Here is a 20,720-nt window from a genome sequence, read left to right on the forward strand (position 1 = left end):
TCAAGCTGCCTAGGTATCGCTCCTAGTTAAAACAGCGATCGCTAACCGCCGCCCACAATGGTGACAATCTCCAGGCGATCGCCTTCTTGCACTTGGGTATCTGCCCAAAACTGCCGATGCAGAATCTCACCGTTATACTCAACAGCAATCAAACGGGGGTTGAGTCCGAGTTGTTCTAACAAATTTGGTAGAAGGATAGAGCGGGAACAAGTTTGGGGTTCACCGTTCACTTGCACCGTAATGGCATCAGAAAAATTAGACAGACCAGACAGATCAGACATGAGGCTTGGCAATGCGTTCTTCGTAGGCGCGAATCGTTTGAATGCGGTGGAGCTGAGAGATGAAATATTGCGTAATTAAGGTAGGCTGATCGGCTTGCATAATGGCTCGTACCACTGCGACCCGCTCTGCGCCAGCGGCTAGAACATCATGAATATTATTCGTGTCAACGCCACCAATTACAAACCAAGGCACTGTCGCATGTTCTTTGGCGTAGCGAACATACTCCAGACCTGCGGCGGCTTTACCTGCTTTGGTTGGCGTTTCATAAACTGGCCCCACGCCAATATAGTCAGCCCCTTCTTGAATTGCCTGTCGCATTTCGTCTGGGTTGGTGGTGGAGCGACCAATCAACCGATGCGGGCCTAACAGTTGTCGCGCCGTGGCGATCGCCATATCTTGCTGACCTAAATGCACACCATCGGCATCTACAGCCAGGGCTAAATCTACTCGGTCATTAACGATAAATAGAGCGTTGTAATCTTGGCAAATTTGCCGCAGTTTTTTGGCATTACTGAAGCGCACATTGTCGTCTGCGGTTTTGTCACGGTACTGCACTAGAGACAACCCACCTTGGAGGGCTGCTTCCACCGTGGCAAATAGATTCTCGGTGGGAGAAGTGACGAGGTAGAGGTGCGATCGCTCTAGGAGTTGCTGTCGTTGGGGCACCAGCAAACTACTTTCTAGGGTGTAGACGCGATAGCGCATTTGTTTGCAAGCCATCCCCATTTCCGGGGTGTAAATCTTGCCGTATTCTTCCAGCACCCGGAGGGCTTCTTCGACACGGCACAAGTTGACCTGCAGAACTTGTTCAATGCTGGAGCGCTGCTCTTCTTGCGGGTGAGTGAGTTCTGTGCCTGGATCGCCTGGTGTATCGCGAGCCGCTCGCAGTTCTGGAGCATGCCAACGCGCCAATTCCTGCCGCATTTGCTTGCACTCGTCAGTCAGCGGTGCGCTGTTGAGGCCAAATCGACACCATTCTTCGACGATCCTCAAGCCTTCACGAGCCCGATCCAGATTGGCATCTAGAATGCGGTAGAGTGCGGGCTGCACGAGTTTACTCCCGGTAGGTCTATCGCCCATTAGAACAACCCCATTCCCATTCATGTTTCATCCTAGCGCCAGATTCCCCCTTCCTAGATAAAAATTTCTTGCCCGGAGAAGTCAGGTGTTTGCTAGAACTAAAACCCATTGCAAAGCACATGTGGGGGTAGGGGCAATAAAATCTTGCCATTTGTCGGTTGTTTAGTTTAACTATTCTTAAGTTTCTCAGTCAAACTTTGCAGATGGGGCAAGAGGCGGTTATTTTTAGCGGGTATCTAGGGTAAGATAGCTCCCGTTTTTATCGCTTGTTTTTTATCGCTGATTGGTGGGCTGTGTGGAGCGCCAGCGATCGCTAAATTCAACTATTGCCTTTCACCCAGTGCGGTCAAGAGGAGATTTGTGAGTATGACCCCCGACAACTATCAATCCTTGATCCAGCCCCCCAGCAGTCATGTTGGCTGGTATGCAAGTAACCGTTTGTTTTCCCACAGCTTGATGGGCGTAGGTCTGACCATTGCGGCTTGGGCAGGTTGGTCCACGGAGCCTGCGATCGCTCAGTTTGATGGGTCTGATGGGTCAATGCAGCTAGCCCAAGTGCCAGCTAGGGCCAGGGCCATGTCTAGCTTAAACTTGCTCTACGTCAATCCAGTCGCGGGGGATGACACAGTGGGCGATGGCGGTGAACGGGCTCCCTTCAAAACTATTACGCAAGCTCTCAAAGCAGCCCAACCCAACACGGTGATTGTGTTAATTCCGGGCACCTACAGCGCCCAGACTGGCGAGGTTTTTCCGCTCAAGCTGAAACCTGGTGTAACGATTCAAGGGGATACTCGCACTCGCGGCAAAGATATTTTGATTCAGGGTGGTGCTCCGTACCTCAGCCCCACCTTTGCCAGCCAGAACATTACGATTCTCGGAGTTCACCAGGCAGGTTTAGCAGGCGTTACGGTTACAAACCCCAATCCGCGAGGCTATGGTCTTTGGATTGAATCAGCCAGCCCTGTGATTCTAGAAAACACTTTTACAGGCAATACTCACGATGGCATCTCTGTAGTTGGCAGTAGTGCGCCTGTGGTGCGAGGCAACTACTTCTATGCCAATGGAGCCAATGGCATCACGATTTACGGCAACTCTCGACCCGAGGTGCGCGAGAATTTATTCATCAAAACTGGTTTTGGCATCAATGTCGCTCAGGATGCCGCGCCAACCATCATTGGCAACCGGATTGTGCAGAACCAAGACGGGATTGTGGTTCAAGCTAACGCTCAGCCGATTATCCGGGGCAACTTAATTGAACAAAACCTGCGGGATGGCGTGGTGGCGATCGCCCAAGCTCGGCCTGATCTGGGCAGTGCAGCTGATCCTGGCGCTAATATTTTCAGCAACAATGGTCGGTTTGACATTAACAGTAGTGCTTCTAGTCAAGCAGTTTCTGCTTTCGGCAATGAACTGAGTAGCGATCGGACTAGCGGACGCATTGATTTAGCTGGCACAGCTTTAGCAAGCACGGCAAGCACAACTCCTTCGGTTAGCGTTGCCCCCACCTCCTCGCCTGCTAGCATCGCTGCCCGACCAATCACCAATTCTGACAAAAGTGCAACTATCGCTCCGTTGGAAGTGCGGGTCGAGCCTTTCAAGCCAGTCAGCACAGCTCAGGCGATCGCAACTGCTCCAACAACGCCAGCGTTACCAACTATCAAAGCTGACTTTCCTGCGTTAAAGATCTTACCCAAAGCTGCCCCTCCAGCGGAGCCAACCGTTTCTGTTAAACCAACCACCGTTCCTACCCCAGTGGCAGCTTCAGCTCCCCCTAAATCACCTGTAGTTGAGGTTGCGGCCAAAGTACCACCCGCAGTTCCAAAACCAACGGTTGCAACTGTGTCCGAGCCGCCACCTCCTACAGCTAACGTTACCAACTCAACGGTTTCAACTTCTTTGGTTACCCCTGCGACAGTGGTAGTGGCTAACCCGCGCCCCGCAGTCACCACAACCAAACCTGTCACGACTGAACCCGTTGCGATCGCGATCGAGGTACCGACCCCCGAACCTGCGGCACCTCAGCCAGTCGCAACTCCGATTGAGGTGCCGCGTCCAAAAGCCATTAGTCCAGTGGTACAGGCAACTCAGCCATCTCAGCCATCTGTCACCAGCCCTCCTCCTGGCAGTGCGATCGCGATTGAGGTACCACCACCTGAAGCAGCTCCCGCGATCGCTACTGCGCCATCTAAACCAACAGCCCCGGCGATCGCAACTGCTCCACCTAAAGCCCCACCGGTTCCCAGTATGACTGCCGCCGCTTTTCCCGTCCCGAGCGAGTTAAAGCCGACTAGCAAGAAGACAGAAAAGCCAGCCGCGAAGGTAGCAGCCCAGCCATCTCCCGCTTTGCGCCCTCAACCGATCGCTGCCTACTCCTTCCGAAATCGGCGACCTGTGCCACCACCCATTAGCACAGCGCCTCGCTCCAATCCATCCAACTCCAAATCTCGCCAAGCTGCTCAGCAAATCACGTTGCCCCCCATCCCCAAATCTGGGGCCACCGCGATCGCGATTCCAGTGCCACCGCCAGAGACAACTCGTACCAGCCCAGTCCGAGTAGCGGCTCGACCTAGTCGTAGCCTCCAGTTACCCGTTTTGCCGCCCAAGCCTGTGGTTGTTCAACCTGTCACCCCCGCGATTGTAACTGCTGCTCCTTCTACCAGCATTGAGATTCCGGTGCCTGCGCCTGAGACTAGCGCTGTTATCCCGACCATGCTTCCAGTGCCTACTTCAGCGCCAGCGATCGCGGCTATCCCTCAACCTAGCTCTCCCTCTATCAGCGGTGATGTCTTACCAGTACCGGGACCAGACATTCCGGTGGGTCGGGGAGGTGGAGATTTGCCTAGTGTTTTGGTGGCGAGTAATCCCCTAGATGGCACCAACAGCCTGCCTTTCCCGAACCAAGGTGCGGCTTTAGGGTCGCGCTACCGCGTGGTAGTAGAGGTTGAGAGTGAGGGTGAGCAAGCGGAAGTTGCCGCGATCGCTCCCAGCGCTTTTCGCACTTTATGGAATGGGCGCATGGTGATGCAGGTTGGCTCCTACAGCAATCGCGACAATGCAAACAAAATGATGCAAACCCTCAATAGCCAAGGGTTAAAGGCAGCGATCGAACCTTTAAATTGAAGATTGGCCTGCAAACACCATTTCAGCAGGCCCCGTCATATAAACCCGTTGGTCTAGCTCTGACCATTCGATTTCGAGCGGGCCACCAGGAAGCTCAATCGTGGCACGGCGATCGCAGATGTCGTTCAGCACTCCCGCAACCAGCACTGCACAAGCACCTGTCCCGCAAGCTAATGTGATACCTGCACCGCGTTCCCAGACTCGCATCTTTAAGTAGTCACGGCGCACCACTTCAATAAATTCAGTGTTGGTACGTTGGGGAAAGACGGCGTGATGCTCGAATTTAGGGCCAATAGTTTCCAGGGCGATCGCGGCTACATCTTCGACAAACGTGATGCAGTGTGGATTACCCATGCTGACACAAGTTACATCCCAAGTTTGGCCAGCCACTTCTAGGGGTTGGGCAATCACTTTTTGGTCTGCTACAGCCAAGGTGGTTGGAATTTCTGCTGCGAGCAAATGGGGTTGACCCATATCTACTGTCACTTGGCCGCTCGCTTCAATCTTGGGTACCATCACACCTGCCAGGGTATGAATTTTGTAGGATCGGGGCAACAAAGACTCCGAACTCACGTTGGCATCAGCGGCTTCCAAATCTACCAGGAACTTAGCTAAGCACCGAATGCCATTGCCACACATTTCTGGCTCAGAACCATCCGAGTTGAAAATCCGCATTGTGTAGTCGTGGCCATCCTGATCAGGCAAAGCAAAGATCACGCCATCTGCGCCAATTCCGAAGTGGCGATCGCACCATTTCACGGCTTGTTCTGGCGTGAGGCAAGGTTCTGTGGAGGTGCGGTTATCAATCAAAATGAAATCGTTGCCTAATCCGTGGTACTTGGTAAACTCAATTCCCATAAACTTCTCCCTTAAGGTCGCAACCACTGTAAGCTGAACTGGGCAATTTAATGTTTAGCAATTTTCCCATAGCAAAGGATCGGAAGTTATGAGCAGCGAACTAGAAACAGGTTTGCCGAGCATTCGCCAACTCCAAAACTTTATTCGAGATGGTAAAGAAGTAGAGCTAAAGCTCTTGACTGGAGATTTGCTCACAGGCAAAATTCGCTGGCAAGATCAACACTGCTTTTGTTTGAGCGATCAGTATGATCAGCCCACTTTAATTTGGCGGCAAGCGATCGCTTTCATCAAACCCAAAATGTAGTCCGACTGCCCTCTATGGATAGGAGCCATCCTGCTACTTCTAGCTCTACAGTTCGCGGAGACTATCGGGTGGCAGGAACTCCTGTAAGGTTTCGCTAACGTTCGCCTTCACCACCGGAATTTGTAACATTGGCAGTTGCAAGGCGGGAGCAATCCACTGGCGCACCTGCACCAAAGAATCTCGGTTGCCACATAGCAGCAGGCGATCGCTTACCAAAATATCGGTGTCTCCAGTAGGAAAGCGGATAAATCGACCTTCCCGGCGGATGGCTTGCACCTGTACGTCATATTGCCCTTGTAGGTCTAACTCAGCTAATGTTTGGCCTGCCACTGGACTCTCTGCGGGCACCATTAGCCATTGGCAAGAAGAACTTTCCTTGGGAACTGCCGCTTCTCCCCTAGCTAGCTCATCAAACGCTGCCACTTCTTCTGACTGCCCCACAATCAAGAGGCGATCGCCCGGTTCTAGAATAGTTCGCGCGTCTGGATAATCCACCTCATTACCACCCGCGCGACGAATCGCCATCAAACTGACACCTGTGAGGCGGCGTAAATCTGTTTCTTCCAAGGTCATTCCTAGCAATGGCGAATGCTCTGGCAAGCCATACCACTTGCTGTTCATATCCTGAGCTGCCACCCGCAGATCGCGCGAAATTTGGTTAGCGGTGCGCTCCGGTCGTAGCCCGTAGTAGTGGCTATTGCGAATTTGCTGCACTTCTAGCTGAATGCTGGAGAGAGGAGCGCCCATGCTAGTAAGTAAGTGAGTCGAGAGTTCTAGGCTCGCTTCAAATTCTGGCTGCACCACTTCACGCGCCCCCAGCTGGTAGAGCAATTCAATATCTTTGTCTTTATTGGCTCGCACTACCACATCTAAATCGGGCGCAATTTCTAAACAGCGTTTGAGGGATAAGCGAGTACTCATGGGGTCGGGTAGCGCGATCGCCATACCCTGCGCTTTATCCACGCCTGCTTTTTCCAACACATGCAAGCTGCCCGCATTGCCATAGACGTAGGGGATTTCGGCATCTCGGAGTTGTTGAATCCTTTGTTCCGATTGCTCAATCACCAGCACTGGATACTGGTGTTCCTGCAACAATTGCACGATGTTGCGTCCGACTCGGCCATAACCACAAACCACCACATGATTTTTTAGGGGCACCTCTTCGGAAGCTGCTAACGGTAAATCAGTTCGGTCAAGATATCGTTTCAGCCAAGGCCAAGATTCCGCCCAGACAAATAGTTGCGGCACCAAGCGCAACAAGAAAGGGGTTACTACCAAGGTCACCGCTGTCGTGCCCAGAATCAGCAAGTAAACCCGCCGAGACACTAGCCCCAAGGCTTGTCCTTCACTTGCCAGCACGAAAGAAAATTCACCAATTTGCGCTAACCCGAACCCAGCAATCAAAGCTGTCTTTAATGGGTAGCGAAACAGAGTGACCAGAGGTGTGATGATGAGAAACTTGCCCACCAATACCAGCGCTACCAAGCCTAGAATCAGCTCCCAATTGTTCCAAAGAAACACTGGGTCAATCAGCATCCCGATCGCGGCAAAAAACAAGCTGGCAAAAATATCCCGCAACGGCTCCACGTAAGTTAGCGTCTGGTCGGCGTACTCCACCTCCGAAATCATCAGCCCCGCCACAAAGGCTCCCATTTCAATTGAAAGCCCCAAATGCTCTGTCAGCAGGGCAATCCCTAAGCAAAGTGCTACCACACCCAGCAAGAATAGCTCGCGGCTCTCGGTGCGGGCTAGCAACCGCAATAGGGGGGGAATAATCCAGATACCAACTGCCACTGCCCCCGCCGCAAACAAGCCAATGCGTAACAAGGCCCATCCCACCGCAATTCCGATCGCTTCGGCAGGCTGATCGAGGGCAGGCAATACGGCGAGCATTAAGCCCAACGCCAAGTCCTGTACCACCAAAATCCCCAGCATCACCTTGCCGTGGGGGGTTTCAGTTTCGTTGCGCTCCATCAAGCACTTGAGCACCACTGCCGTAGACGACAACGATAGGATGGCTCCCAAGAAAACTCCTTGAGCGGGAGAGGTGACCCAACCCATCGTGACTGAGGCGATCGCCGTCACCAAAATCGTTAGGGCAATTTGCAACCCGCCGCCGCCCAAACTGATCGCTTGGACTTTCTTCAGCTCGGCAAATGAGAACTCGACGCCTAACGCAAATAGTAAAAAGGCCACTCCAAATTGGGCCAACGTTTCTACTTGGACGAGTTCCTTAATTAGCCCTAAACCAGCAGGTCCAATAATCACTCCACCCAGCAGGTAGCCCAACAGAGCCGGCTGGCGTAGTAAAGCCGCAATCAGTCCCCCTGCCGCAGCCGCAGCCAAAACAGTCACCAGATCGACGATCAGCCTAAAGTCTTCTTGCACAGGTTCTTAAAAAAATGAGAGAAATATTAACGTCTACAAACTTCAGAATAAGAGGTTTTTACGACTCTGGGGAGAGTACAGCGGAGGTTTAGCTAGGAAAACGCCGCGATCGCACCGTTATTCGCCGCTCATCTTAATAATTGGTTGACTCCTAGGAAGTTACTCCTCTAAAATTTGTCCCGAAATGACTGGACAGACTTGGAAACAGATACAGAAATACTTAGTCTAAGTCTGACAGTAGGTCTGACAATAGTCGTGAAGGACATCTTGAGATTGTGATTGCTTCTCCTCCATCTCACCGCTTCAGGAATTGGTTGTTTCAGCTCGGACTCGCACCGTTAGGCGTGGTTACAGGAGCGATCGCCTCAATGACTCCTGCTCAAGCCCTGCAAGTTCAGATTACGCCTACAGCCCCCCAGCTCGGAGACACCATTTCTGTAGTCGTGCGGCAAGATAACCTGGAGGTCAGCAGCAGCCCCAGAGTGACCTTAGGTCAGCAAACCTTTGATACTTATCTCATCGGCCCCAATCGCTTCCGAGCTTTGTTGCCAACCACCCCCCTCGATAAACCTGGCACGCTGAAGATTCAAGTCAGTGGGGAAGGGCAGGTGAAGAATTTGGCAGTGCAGCTCCGCAATCGCTCCTTTCCAACTCAGAGCATCTGGCTCCCACCGGGCAAAGATGAGGACATTAGCGATGCCGAATTTAATCGCGTAGACGCCTTCAAGCGTTTAGTGACGCCCCAAAAATTCTGGCGCGGTCCTTTTGTGCGACCTAACCAAGGAGAAATCACCACAATTTATGGCATTCGCCGCTACTACAACGGCGTATTTGCCAAAGATTATTACCATTCAGGCGTGGATTATGCAGGAGCCACAGGTTCCCCTGTCGTTGCCGCCGCAGCGGGACGAGTCGCCCTCGTCGGTCGTGAATCCCAAGGGTTTAAGATTAATGGCAATGTCGTTGGGGTTGACCACGGCCAAGGTGTGCAGACGATTTATTTACACCTGAGTCGCATCAATGTAAAGGAAGGTGATATGGTCCGAGCGGGCCAAGTGATTGGCGCAGTCGGTTCTAGTGGAGCTTCGACTGGGCCACATTTACACTGGGGCTTGTATGTGCAAGGAAAGGCTGTAGACCCAGTACCTTGGCGTTATCAAGGCATGGAATAATCTTGTGGGAAGTTTTGGTAAATTTCGTCCAACAGTACGATTCTGGGGCAAACTAAAGCAAGGTGCTTGCAGCAAGGTTGCCCATTTGTAAGATGGTGGCGGGGAGCGAAGAGGCGTTATGAGTATTGAGAAAATTGTAGAGCAGGCCTTGCAGGACGGTTACCTCACACCAGCGATGGAAGCTGAGGTGGGTCGCATCTGTGACACGGCTTCCGAATTGTCGATTGAGGAATATATGGCCCTCGATCGCTTGATGGGAGCGTTACTAACGGGTGAAGTTGTGGCCGTACCCAGAAAGCAGTTCATCAACGTGATGGAAGAATTGGTGCTAACTGAAGCGATCGCTCGGGTCGCCGAAATTGAAGCTACGAGTGATTGCACTTTAGATTTAGGTGATATTGCTGCCTACGCCTTAAACCGTCTGCCACCCCTCTACGCCACCACTGAAGAAGGCGCTAACTACCAGCGCAACCGCGCCAAAGAAGAACTGCATGGTTTGATTGCTCAGCAGGTGAGTGAAGCGATCGCCCGGAACCTAGACCGACCCGAATTCTTCCCTGAGCGGCAAGCGATCGGCAAAAACTCTGGCGATGAAGTGTTAACTCAAGTCAGTACGTTGCTCCAGGTTTACGCTCCTAAGTTTGAACCCCAGCCCTCCGATAGCTAATTGCATTGGCAGATTTTGGGTGGTGTAGGCTTCATCTACACCACCCAAAATCATTACCTATGTAAATCCTTTTAAGGCTGCACTATGACTGGCGTTCCTTCGGCAACTTGCTGATAGAGCGCCACAATATCTTGGTTTCGCATCCGCACACAGCCGTGGGAAACAGCCTGACCAATTAACTCTTCCTGATTCGTACCGTGGAAGCCAATTTGGTTGTGGCCATCGGACCAAAAACCGATCCAGCGCAGTCCCAAAGGGCTATCAGGTCCAGCGGTGATGAGCTGCTCGGTAATGGGGTGCTGCCAAACTGGATTAGTTTGCATCTGAGTGATGGCAAAAGTGCCTGTAGGCGTCTCCCAGCCTACTTGACCAATCGCAATTGGATAACTCGCTTGCAATTTTTGGCTGCGGTACAAAGAAACCTTGCGATCGCTCAAATCTACCACAAGGCGAGTTTGAGCTTGAGCTAGCGTGACAGGCTTAGGCTTCAAGGACGCAGAAGCAGTCTTAACAGGTTGAAGCGGTAGGTTAATAGCGGGTTGCTGTGGCGTGAGGGAAGCAGCATTGGTCTGCGATCGCACCAGCAACGTTAAAAAAGCTGCGCCTAGGCACAGCAGCATAAAACTACGAGTGATCGATTCATCTCTAATCATGACTTCGTCACTTCATTGTGCCACAAACAGCTCCAGCACTAGCCAAAATCTGGATTCAACTTCTATTGTCAATTTACTCTGTCAAATTCCAAAGGGGCTATCTGTCTCTCAGGTGGTTTTTGTAAACCCTTTTTTCAGCAACCACGCATTTTTGTCAGTAACGACTCTACTTAACTGCGATCGTTCCCTGAAGCACTAAAGCTGTAGCTGCTTCGCAATTAAGTGGTCTAGCAAAGAAATAGCCTTGAGCATACTCACACTTCAAAGCTTTGAGTTGCGCCAACTGCTTAGCAGTTTCCACTCCTTCGGCAATTATGTCCATGCCTAAATTCCAAGCTAGGGTAACGATGGTGCGGACAATTTCTAAGTTCTCGCCATCAATATCGATGCGGTTAATAAAGGAGCGATCGATCTTTAGCGTGTCAATGGGGAAGCGGTGCAAATAACTGAGTGAAGAGTAGCCAGTGCCAAAGTCATCAATGGCTAGCTGAATCCCTAAGCTTTTGAGCTGTTGCAGCATCGTTGTAGCCACCTCAGCATTTTCCATCACCACACTTTCAGTAATCTCCAGCTTTAAGTAGCGAGGATTTAGATTCGTTTCTTGCAGAATTTGACTAATTTGGTTTACTAAATCAGGCTGGACAAACTGACGGCTGGAGAGGTTGACGCTGACGATGAGTGGACAAGGCGAGGAGATCAGTTGGTGCCAGACAGAGAGCTGATAGCAAGCCTGACGCAATACCCACTGACCAATCGGTACAATCAGCCCAGTTTCTTCGGCCAAGGGGATAAAGTCGGCAGGCGAGATCAAACCCCGCTCTGGGTGATTCCAACGAATTAAGGCTTCAAAACCCATGATGCGATTGGTTTTGAGAGACACAATCGGTTGGTACTGTAGCCAAAATTCTGGGGCTTCTGTTTCTCCAGAAATGGCTTGATCCTGAGTCTTGGCGATTGCTCGTCGGAGGTCATGCTCAAGTTGCATATGGGCCAGCGTCCCCCGATGCATGGAAGCATCAAAGATTTCGTAGCGCGTGCGGCCCATCGCTTTCGCTTGGTATAAAGCCAAATCTGCATCACGCAGAATTTCTTCAGGTTGGCTGTAATCGGTGCAACTGAGGGCAATGCCAATACTCGCTGTGGTAGAAATTTCGTGACCGCTGAGATAGAAGGGCAGTTGCAACTCTTGCTGTAGACGTTCTGCTACTCGAATGGCATCTTGAACGTCTTTAATATCTTCTAGCAGGATCGTAAACTCATCTCCACCAAATCGGGCAACGGTATCGCCAATTCTTAGGCAAGATTCTAAGCGCCGGGCGATCGCCACCAACAGTTGATCGCCCACCAAATGCCCTAGAGTGTCATTCAAGGTTTTGAAGTAATCCAGATCAACAAAGAGTAAAGCAAACACAGCACCAGAACGCCGCTTTACATGCTCGATCGCTCGGCCCAAACGGGCCATAAACAAGGCTCGGTTGGGTAGCCCTGTGAGGACATCATGAAACGCATCATGCCGCAGTCGTTCTTCAATGCGTTTGCGCTCAGTGATATCGAACTGAATAGCTAAGTATTGAAAGGGTTGTCCTTGCTCGTTGAGGTAAGGCACGATGGTTGTGTCTACCCAATAGTAAGAACCGTCTTTGGCTTTATTGCGAATTTCTCCTTGCCAAACTTTGCCTTGGTCAATAGTGGACCATAAACCTTGGAAAAATTCCTTGGGGTGACAGCTAGAATTAAGCATCCGATAATTTTGCTGCACCAGCTCTTCACGGGCGTACTGGGATAGCCGACAGAACTTGTCGTTCACATACTGCATCACGCCAGTTGTGTCTGTCAAAGCCACAATGGCAGCTTCATCCAGCGCGAGCTTGATGTTGGACAACTCTTGCTGTACATTTTGGAGCTTTTCCTGCCATTGCTGACACTCAGGTTGCTGAGAGGCGATCGCTTCTGAATGCAGGCAGTCTGCTGAAATTGGCGGCTGCTCACTTGCATCCTGGCTCTGTATGTCCCGCTGCTTAGTGTCCATATCTTTTCTCGGATGGGTGTCCCGCTACATTCATAGTTCCCTCCTGTTAGGAGAAAACAGAGTTTAGGATGAAGGCAGGACGTAACGTATTGTTTACATGTTGTGGGCATGGATTGGCAGGAAGTTTCTGGTAACTGGGTTTTAATTCCGCCGCGACCCATCGCGATCATCCATTTCTTGGGAGGAGCTTTTGTTGCGACTGCACCTCACGTCACTTACCGTTGGTTGCTAGAACATCTCAGCCGCCAAGGCTATGTAATCATCGCCACTCCTTTTGTCAACACGATGGATCATGGTGCGATCGCCCATCAAGTGCTGCGGAACTTTGAGCGAGCCTTTGCGCAACTCCAAACCAGAGGATTGCTGCAAAAGCGCTACTTCCCCATTTATGGCTTGGGACATAGCATGGGCTGCAAGCTGCATTTACTGATTGGCAGTTCGTTTGCTGTGGAGCGAGCGGGGAATATCTTAATTTCCTTCAACAATTATGCCGCGCGCGATGCCATTCCCTTGATGGATCAGCTTTCGCCTAGCTTTGCCGTTGAATTCACACCATCTCCGCTAGAAACGATGGCTTTAGTCTCTGAGCGCTACCAAGTACGGCGAAATTTGCTGATTAAATTTACCAACGATACGCTGGACCAAACCATAACCATGAGTGAAGTGCTGAAGGAGCGTTTTCCTGATATGGTGACGCTGCAAAAGCTACCGGGCAGCCACACCACTCCTTTGGGTCAAGATGTTGCTTGGAAAAGTGGCTCAGTTTTCACCCCGCTAGACGCGATCGCCCAGTGGATGAAGCAAGAGGTGTATCGGGAACTCAATCAACTCAAGCAATCGATTCTGCTTTGGCTCGATCCATTTATGAAGCTGTGAAATTATACGTTTATGGCTGTGACTCCTCGGCTATTGACTGATCCGTTTTTGCAACTGCCCACTCCTACTTCCATCCGGGTCGTCTGGTTCACAGAATTTCCTGGTTCCCAACATTTTGTAACCTACGGGCCTGGCTTAACGACACCCGCCGAGAAAAGTCGCGATCGCACTGTCATGGCAACCAGTAGCCAACTCAGTCGGACCCGTGAAGATCAAAAGTCACACTTGAATTCTCAAGTTGTTGATCTGATTAATGCTAGACCTGAGGAACGGCAGATTTGGCGGCATGAGGCGATCGTGAACAACCTCACGCCAGGAGTTCGGGTGCCTTATCAAGTAACGAGTGTGCAGGATGGGCAAGTAATTACGAGTCGAGTTTTTAGCTTGATGCCTCAGCCCACCCCACAAACGGCCCTCAAGATTTTGCTTACGTCCGACCATCAACTCAAACCTTTGGTTTCGGCGAATTTGCAAAAGGTGGTGGAAACGGTTGGCGCAGTAGATGCGGTGTTTTTTGCGGGAGACTTGGTTAATATTCCCGATCGCGCCTCCGAATGGTTTGATGACAATCGTAGCGGAGCCTTCTTCCCAGCTCTGCAAGGCCGAGCCGCCTACAAGTTGGAGAAACAAGGGCAGGAAACTATTTATCGGGGAGCCGAAATTATTCAGCATGCGCCTTTGTTTACCACGATTGGTAATCATGAGGTGATGGGACGCTTCTCAATTGAGAACTCCTTAAGTAGCCAATTTGATGATGCCGTCCCTCGGGCAATCGCCTCAGCTCGCTATCCAGAGCAAGCACAGTCTAATCAGCCAGTAGACGACTCCACTGGTTCCACGGCGCGCGCAGCTTGGATCAAAGATCATTCCTTCAACACAGATACCTACGAAGAGATCTTTACGCTGCCTACCAGTGAGACAGGCGGCAAAACTTACTACGCGGTTACTTTTGGTGACATTCGTTTAGTGGTCTTGTACGCGACCAGCATTTGGCGTGTCCCAGAAACTGGCCCTGAGATTCGCGGCAAGTACAGTGATCCGGTACCGCAGGGGAGTCAGCAGGCCAAAGAGCTATCTCAACTTAACCAAGAGCGTTGGGGCTATGGGCAACACATCTTCGAGCCGATCGCCCAGGGAAGCAAGCAGTACCAGTGGTTACAGCAGGAATTAAACAGCCCAGAATTTCAGCAAGCTAAGTACAAAGTGGTGATGTTACACCATCCCCCCCATTCCTTAGGCGGCAATGTTGTCCCACCTTACACTGACCCTGTAACTGTCAGCGATCGCACTGCGGATGGCACGATCCAAGCGGTTCGCTATGAGTACCCGCAAGAGAACAACTACTTGATCCGAGACGTGATGCCACTGCTAGAGGCAGCAGGCGTGCAGTTAGTGTTCTACGGTCACTGCCATTTGTGGAACCGCTTTGTGAGTCCCAGTGGCATGCACTTTCTCGAAACCTCTAATGTGGGTAACTCCTACGGTGCTTATCTAGAACAACCCAGGCCAGCAGTTCCCAGTTCTGACTCAGCGACTGGTACAGCGATCGGCAACCCTAACGGTTTAGCGCCTGTGGTCCCGACGATCGCACCACTCAAAGATGAAAATGGGCGATCGTTGCCGTATCTGTCGAGCAATGATCTCACCGCGTTCAGCATTTTCAACACAGCCGATGGCACGGTTAGTAGCTATTACTTCGACACCTGTCAGCCTCAATCATCAGTGATCAAATTTGATGAGTTTCAGCTCTTGCAAACTCCACCGACTAAACCAGCAACGCAGAGTTAGTCGGCGAAGCTAGTTTTTGGGCTTTAACTGGAATTTCAATCCGAAACTCTGTGCCTTGTCCAGGGGCGGAGTGACAAATTAGTTCACCGCCATGTTTGTCCGTCACAATTTGATAGCTGATTGACAATCCCAGCCCAGTCCCCTTTCCTACCGGCTTGGTGGTAAAGAACGGATCAAACAACTGTTTTTTGACAGCTTCCGTCATACCCATACCGTTGTCGGCAATTCGGATCACAACTCGATTGGAGTCCAGAACTGCGGTCTCGATGCGAATAAAGGTTGGCTGAGCTGATTGATCTGTAGTGGCTTGGTGCAACTCATCTACAGCATCGATCGCATTAGCGATCAGATTCATAAAGACTTGGTTGAGCTGTCCTGCATAGCACTCAACCATCGGCAATGGGCCATATTCCTTGATCACTTGAACGCCAAACCGCCCCACTTTTCCCTTAAAACGATGCTGTAGCAACAGTAAAGTGTTGTCTAAACCTTCATGAATATCCACAGGCTTCATCTCTGATTCTTCTAAGCGAGAGAAGTTGCGGAGAGACAGAACAATTTGCCGGATGCGCTCTGCTCCCACCTTCATGGAAGACAGCATTTTAGGTAAGTCTTCAGTTAAGAAATCAAGGTCAATTGCTTCAGCTTTGGCTTGAACTATTGCAGCAGGATGAGGATAGCTTTGCTGATAAATCTCCAGCAAATTCAGCAAGTCTTGAGCGTATTCGTTGGTATGGCTCAGATTGCCATAGATAAAATTAATGGGATTATTAATTTCATGCGCAATGCCAGCGACCAATTGCCCTAAGCTGGACATTTTTTCAGTATGAATGAGTTGCGACTGAGTCTTTTGTAGCTCCTTGAGAGTTTGCTCTAGTTGTTGGGTGCGTTGACGCAGATGATCCTCGGATTCTCGTAGCGCTGCGTCTGCTATTTGACGCTCTGTAATATCTTCATAAATCCCTAAAATTCCTACAACTTGACCTGCGGCATTATGCAACGGAATCTTACTGCTATCTAACCAAGCCTGCTTGCCGTCCGCTTGCAGTTGCGGCTCAATGATGTGATATTCTGGCTGATTTGTTTCGATGAACTGGCGATCGCAACTCTGAAAAAACTCGGCTTCTTCTGGTTTCCACGCTAACTCATAATCTGTGCGACCCACGATTGCTTCTGATGCTGCTAGGCCTGCATCCAGGGCAAAGCTACGATTGCAACCCAAATAAACTGACTCATGATCTTTCCAGAAGATCGCTTGTGGAATTGTGTCGATCACCAGCTTCAACATTTGTTGAGAATCACGCAAAGCGATTTCCATGCGTTGGCGTTCTACAATCTCATCTTCCAGCTTTTGATTGGCGGCTTCGAGTTGCGCTGAACTGGGTAACGACAAAACTTGAGGAATCAAAGACCTTAACTCCAAGGCAGTGTAGAAAGAAACTGCCGCAGTAATAGCTTTGAGGAAACCCGATATCCAATAATGGGGGTGCCAGAGCGTCCAAATGTCCATCAAGTGGGTGGTACCACAAGCAACAATAAAGATACCAAATAAAATAAAAATTCCATTAAAAGGAATGTCCCGCCGCTTGTGGACAAAGTATACCAACATCAGCGGAATCGAATAGTAAGCTAGGGCAATAATTGAGTTAGAAGCAATATGCAGCCAAACAAGTCCGGGTTGCCAAAGATAGCAATGTCCATGCGGAATAAACTGACTTGAATCTAAAAATATTTTCCAGAATTCCGGCATAAACCTACCTCAAAAAATTGCCACAGCAGGAGATACCGAAAGGCATCTCAAGTAAAGCTTAAAAAAAGTTCTGTTGCCCCTCGAAGCAAAAATTCAATAAAACAAAATTTGAGCCTTCCAGGATTCACATAAACTCTGTGTTTCAAGTTTCACTCGACTCAACTCGATTTATGATTCGCTACTACCCTAAGCAATCACTTCACAGTGTTCTTAAGCTTCTCTCTAGTGATACTCCATTCACTTGAAAACTAACCTGACAATTATTCGGTATTAGTGAGTTCAATTCTGAGAAGTCAGTCCGTGATGGCACTGAATCAATATCAATGAATTCATTAGTCCGGATATTTTTTATTAGTAAATTATGCAGTTGTAGAGTTTTTATCAATTGACAGAGCAATCAAAATCAACTATTTACAGTCTTAGAAGCCCTCTTATCAATTCGATTGCACGGCTTTTGATGCCCCAACAGCGTAGCCCTGGCAGAGCACGAAAAATTAGAAGAGCGGAGTATATTAGTTGATGGCAGAGGCTCGTACAAGTGTCAGAAGGCATTGTCTCCAGGCGATCGCTGATGATCCTTAACTGGGCTGCTAACTACTTGGCAGCGTTGCCGCTTCACATCTGGTTCCACTCTATTCATCGTTGCTATGACATCTGAAAAACAAGATTTGGCAGATTCTTCCGGGCAGTCAGGGTTCTGGAAATCCCAACGAGAAAATTTTCAGATTCTAGCGATCGCTTTAACTTTGGCCCTTTTCATTCGGGCCTTTGTTGCAGAACCTCGCTTTATTCCGTCTGACTCAATGGTGCCAACTTTATTAGTTGGCGATCGCTTGGTGGTGGAAAAGCTTTCTTACCGCTGGCACTCACCGGAAACAGGCGATATTGTCGTCTTCGATCCACCATTGCAATTGCAGACGCAAGGCTACAGCAAAGAGCAGGCTTTTATCAAGCGTATTATTGGCCTGCCCGGTCAGACTGTGCAAGTGCAGCAGGGCAAGGTTTATGTAGATAACCAGCCGCTGAAAGAACCGTATATTGCGGAGCCGCCCGCTTATGAGTGGGGGCCAAGGCAAGTCCCGGAGGGGCAGTTTTTCGTCATGGGCGACAACCGCAACAACAGCAACGACTCCCACATTTGGGGCTTCTTGCCAAAGCAAAATATTATTGGTCGAGCTTGGTGGCGCTTTTGGCCGTTCTCCCGAATTGGGCAGTTCTAGATCAGCTTAGAAGCGCAGCTAGAAACACAGCTAAAAACGCAAATAGTGCATCAAATCAGTCGTTACGGTACTAGGCAGAGAAAGCCGTCGTTGCAGATCTGCCAGGTTGCGGTAAGGCCCTGTAGCTAAGCGGTTTTGCACGATCGCTCTAGCCAAGAACAAATCAATCGGTGGCACTTTGAGCAAAACTTCTACAGAGGCCGTGTTGGGATTAATGGGCTCAATTGTGACCAGACTCTCAGCATCGTAATAACAAAAATTGAGAATCGGTGCAAAGGGCCGTAGTCGCTGGACGGGCACTCCTAAAACAGCGGCCATATCTTCCAGGCAGCAAAACTGCACGCCTGCTTGAGTGAGTTCTGCTAGCGATCGCGCTTGATGGATAGAAATTCCGGGTAAACGTAACCAATCGTCCACTGTGGCTTGATTGGCATCGATTTTAACTCCCAAGGAGACGGCTAACTGAACTTCTTCTAGCGATTGCAGACGGTAATAAGGATCATTGATCAACCGCGATCGCAGTGTTGTAGAGGCAGCCGCGATCGGAGAACGAGTCCGAGCTACAGAGGTTAACCAATCTAAAAATGCCATCTCAGGTTTCAAGTCACGCTATCTAATAACTGTCGGCGCTTTTGCTCAAACTCATATTCTGAAATCAAACCATCTTGGCGCAGTTGATCCAGTTGGCGTACTGCCGTTGTGATCGCGCTAACTTTTGCAGGATCAACAGTTGGCCCTGTAGGGTAACGGACGGTGGGGCTAGCTGCTATTCCATCGTTAAAGTTGCGATCGAACTGATCGGAGTCTTGACTTAGGTACCAAACTCCTTCAATTGCACTGGCAATTTTAGGAATGGGCGTTGCCAAAGACAACAGTAGGTACAGCATACCCCAGCGGTATTGACCGAGATAGAGCTTGTGCAACCCTGCGATCGGTACGATCACGCCAGCAAAGGCTAGGGCTGCTGCTAGTTGACGATTTTTTGGCTTGTTTAGCATACTCTGCTCCTTGGCGGCACCTAGATGCATCACGGTCGATCCTATGGATTAAAGGTAACAGCAGCGCTTTTGTTAGCAGTAGATTTCAATTTGCAAAATAAGCCCGTAGACTTTGGACATCGTAGTTGTGATTTAAGTTACTGACACCTACCCAAGATCACCCAGGTGCCTGATGTCGAGTTCTAGCAAACACAGTACAGTAGTAAAAGAGTTTTATTTCAACGCAGGGTACTGAAACTAACCTGGAAACCGATATTAAAGTTGCTAGTAACCAAGCTCAGCAGCGTAAGTCGTCTCTAGCTTTGCTCGCAGCTTAGCCATCTCGTCACCTTAGATACAGACCAGGTGGGCACCCTAGTTAACATCTACCTATCCTTATTTTTTGCCATTGCTAAGGCTTCTGGGCAATAACGCTTAGAACAGCTGAGCAGCTTGGCACTTAGCAGAAACCAGTTAGTAAATTGCCTGAAACGGGTGATTTATAGTTGTAACTGTTCCTTTAATCTGCTGGGATTCGTTGATTTTTTATTCAAAAATTTTAAGGCCGCTGATCAATGCCACAGACTTCTTTTTCAGCAGACTGGCTTCAGAAATTTTCCGATCCCTACGCCATTCTTGGTATTTCTGTAGCGGCTGATGATAGTCGAGTTCTGAAGCGCTATCGTAACATTGCTAAAGTTTTACATCCTGATAGCTTTGGAGCTACTGAAAGTGAGACTAAGCAGTTAGCCAGCCAAATTTTTGCCCGTTTGGTCAACCCTGCCTATCAGAAGCTGAAGCAAGAGAAAGACCGCACTGAATCTTTAGGATTGCTCCGGTTTCAAGTACGACGCTTGAAAAGAGAAGGAGCGATCGCCCCTAAAACCAAATTAGCTCAACAGCTTAGCCAGCTTAGCCTCAAAGATGCTGAGGTATTTTATGAGCAGGCGATCGCCGAACTTGGCGCGACCCAGTTTCAGCCCATCGAGCGCTTTGCCTCAGTCACTCAACAACTGTTAGAACTAAATCTGGTCTATCTACAGTTGAAGCTAGATGACGTAATTCTGCGCGAAAAACGCACGGGGCTTGTCTCTAGCGCTCCCGCCCAAACCATTGAATTTGCGCCTGCTAGCCCGCAAGAAGCACTTGCAACGGACTATGCCTACCAACATGCTAAGCGAGCTAAGGAATACTTAAAGAAAGAAAACTTAGCTCAAGCAGTTCAGGAGTTGCGAGATGCCATTAAAATTGAGCCGACTCAAGGGGAGTACCACGCTTTACTAGGATTTGCCTACTTCAAGCAAAACCTTTCCGGGATGGCTACCGTTCATTTTCGCCAAGCTCTCAAACTCAATCCTAAAGAACCCTTAGCGCTGCACTATGCGGCTAAGCTCAACCTCAACCTAGAAGATAAAGTGCGGCCTACCCAAACCACTAAAAAAAGTGGTCTTTTTGGCTTGTTTGGAGCCAAAAAACCTTGACCGAACCAGCTGAGGTACGGATTCGCGCAGCTATCCGCCGATCAAGCCCTGCATTAAAATTAAAGTAAGCCATGA

General features: G+C 49.9%; 17 protein-coding genes. 8 read left to right on the forward strand and 9 right to left on the reverse strand.

Annotated features, from left to right (window positions below; all coding sequences use genetic code 11):
* Nucleotides 1-41: 41 nt before the first annotated feature.
* Together thiS and H6F72_RS18395 are read right to left on the reverse strand one after the other, a co-directional pair.
* Complete coding sequence (thiS, locus tag H6F72_RS18390; RefSeq protein ID WP_190438872.1) at nt 42-281, reverse strand: sulfur carrier protein ThiS; 240 nt, start codon at nt 279-281, stop codon at nt 42-44.
* Nucleotides 274-1,332, reverse strand: coding sequence for a thiamine phosphate synthase (locus H6F72_RS18395; protein WP_370527530.1), 1,059 nt, complete (start codon nt 1,330-1,332; stop codon nt 274-276). Before H6F72_RS18395 ends, thiS begins: the two co-directional genes overlap by 8 nt.
* 396 nt (nt 1,333-1,728) lie before the next feature.
* On the opposite strand from H6F72_RS18395, the gene H6F72_RS29735 reads away from it, so the two are divergent.
* The gene (locus tag H6F72_RS29735; RefSeq protein WP_199299172.1) at nt 1,729-4,482 is read left to right on the forward strand and encodes a DUF1565 domain-containing protein; all 2,754 of its coding nucleotides are present in this window, start codon (nt 1,729-1,731) and stop codon (nt 4,480-4,482) included.
* Here the strand turns inward: H6F72_RS29735 and dapF are convergent.
* Complete coding sequence (gene dapF, locus H6F72_RS18405; protein WP_190438878.1) at nt 4,474-5,340, reverse strand: diaminopimelate epimerase; 867 nt, start codon at nt 5,338-5,340, stop codon at nt 4,474-4,476. The genes H6F72_RS29735 and dapF overlap by 9 nt on opposite strands.
* An 88-nt stretch (nt 5,341-5,428) precedes the next feature.
* On the opposite strand from dapF, the gene H6F72_RS18410 reads away from it, so the two are divergent.
* Nucleotides 5,429-5,644, forward strand: coding sequence for an RNA chaperone Hfq (locus tag H6F72_RS18410; protein WP_190438881.1), 216 nt, complete (start codon nt 5,429-5,431; stop codon nt 5,642-5,644).
* Nucleotides 5,645-5,689: 45 nt separating this feature from the next.
* On the opposite strand, the gene H6F72_RS18415 is transcribed toward H6F72_RS18410, so the two are convergent.
* Nucleotides 5,690-8,032: a cation:proton antiporter gene (locus H6F72_RS18415; protein ID WP_190438884.1), complete on the reverse strand. Its 2,343-nt coding sequence runs from the start codon at nt 8,030-8,032 to the stop codon at nt 5,690-5,692.
* Nucleotides 8,033-8,307: 275 nt separating this feature from the next.
* On the opposite strand from H6F72_RS18415, the gene H6F72_RS18420 reads away from it, so the two are divergent.
* Both H6F72_RS18420 and H6F72_RS18425 read left to right on the forward strand, forming a co-directional pair.
* Nucleotides 8,308-9,204, forward strand: coding sequence for a M23 family metallopeptidase (locus H6F72_RS18420; RefSeq protein ID WP_370527531.1), 897 nt, complete (start codon nt 8,308-8,310; stop codon nt 9,202-9,204).
* Between the two features lie 118 nt (nt 9,205-9,322).
* Nucleotides 9,323-9,871, forward strand: coding sequence for a late competence development ComFB family protein (locus H6F72_RS18425; protein ID WP_190438885.1), 549 nt, complete (start codon nt 9,323-9,325; stop codon nt 9,869-9,871).
* 71 nt (nt 9,872-9,942) lie between these two features.
* On the opposite strand, the gene H6F72_RS18430 is transcribed toward H6F72_RS18425, so the two are convergent.
* Entirely contained in the window at nt 9,943-10,524 is a 582-nt protein-coding gene (locus H6F72_RS18430; RefSeq protein ID WP_242017017.1) for a L,D-transpeptidase, read from the reverse strand.
* A gap of 166 nt (nt 10,525-10,690) precedes the next feature.
* Nucleotides 10,691-12,553, reverse strand: a complete 1,863-nt coding sequence (locus H6F72_RS18435; RefSeq protein WP_190438888.1) for a bifunctional diguanylate cyclase/phosphodiesterase — start codon at nt 12,551-12,553, stop codon at nt 10,691-10,693.
* A 108-nt stretch (nt 12,554-12,661) separates the two neighbouring features.
* Between H6F72_RS18435 and H6F72_RS18440 the strand changes: the two genes are divergently transcribed.
* Nucleotides 12,662-13,429, forward strand: a complete 768-nt coding sequence (locus tag H6F72_RS18440) for a DUF1350 family protein (protein ID WP_190438891.1) — start codon at nt 12,662-12,664, stop codon at nt 13,427-13,429.
* Between the two features lie 12 nt (nt 13,430-13,441).
* Nucleotides 13,442-15,217 carry a fibronectin type III domain-containing protein gene (locus tag H6F72_RS18445; RefSeq protein ID WP_190438894.1) on the forward strand — a complete coding sequence of 592 codons (1,776 nt, stop codon included), beginning with the start codon at nt 13,442-13,444 and terminating at the stop codon, nt 15,215-15,217.
* Here the strand turns inward: H6F72_RS18445 and H6F72_RS18450 are convergent.
* Nucleotides 15,195-16,967: a sensor histidine kinase gene (locus H6F72_RS18450; RefSeq protein ID WP_190438897.1), complete on the reverse strand. Its 1,773-nt coding sequence runs from the start codon at nt 16,965-16,967 to the stop codon at nt 15,195-15,197. The genes H6F72_RS18445 and H6F72_RS18450 overlap by 23 nt on opposite strands.
* A gap of 647 nt (nt 16,968-17,614) precedes the next feature.
* Here H6F72_RS18450 and lepB point away from each other — a divergent pair.
* A complete protein-coding gene (gene lepB, locus H6F72_RS18455; protein ID WP_190438899.1) occupies nt 17,615-18,187 on the forward strand; it encodes a signal peptidase I in 573 nt (190 codons plus the stop codon).
* 30 nt (nt 18,188-18,217) lie between these two features.
* On the opposite strand, the gene H6F72_RS18460 is transcribed toward lepB, so the two are convergent.
* Both H6F72_RS18460 and H6F72_RS18465 read right to left on the reverse strand, forming a co-directional pair.
* The gene (locus H6F72_RS18460) at nt 18,218-18,778 is read right to left on the reverse strand and encodes a ComEA family DNA-binding protein (RefSeq protein WP_190438901.1); all 561 of its coding nucleotides are present in this window, start codon (nt 18,776-18,778) and stop codon (nt 18,218-18,220) included.
* An 8-nt stretch (nt 18,779-18,786) separates the two neighbouring features.
* A complete protein-coding gene (locus tag H6F72_RS18465) occupies nt 18,787-19,185 on the reverse strand; it encodes an SHOCT domain-containing protein (protein WP_190438905.1) in 399 nt (132 codons plus the stop codon).
* A 554-nt stretch (nt 19,186-19,739) separates the two neighbouring features.
* On the opposite strand from H6F72_RS18465, the gene H6F72_RS18470 reads away from it, so the two are divergent.
* Nucleotides 19,740-20,645, forward strand: coding sequence for a J domain-containing protein (locus tag H6F72_RS18470; protein ID WP_190438909.1), 906 nt, complete (start codon nt 19,740-19,742; stop codon nt 20,643-20,645).
* The last annotated feature ends 75 nt before the right edge of the window (nt 20,646-20,720 follow it).

It is taken from the genome of Trichocoleus sp. FACHB-46 (genome assembly GCF_014695385.1).
Classification (GTDB): Bacteria; Cyanobacteriota; Cyanobacteriia; order FACHB-46; family FACHB-46; genus Trichocoleus.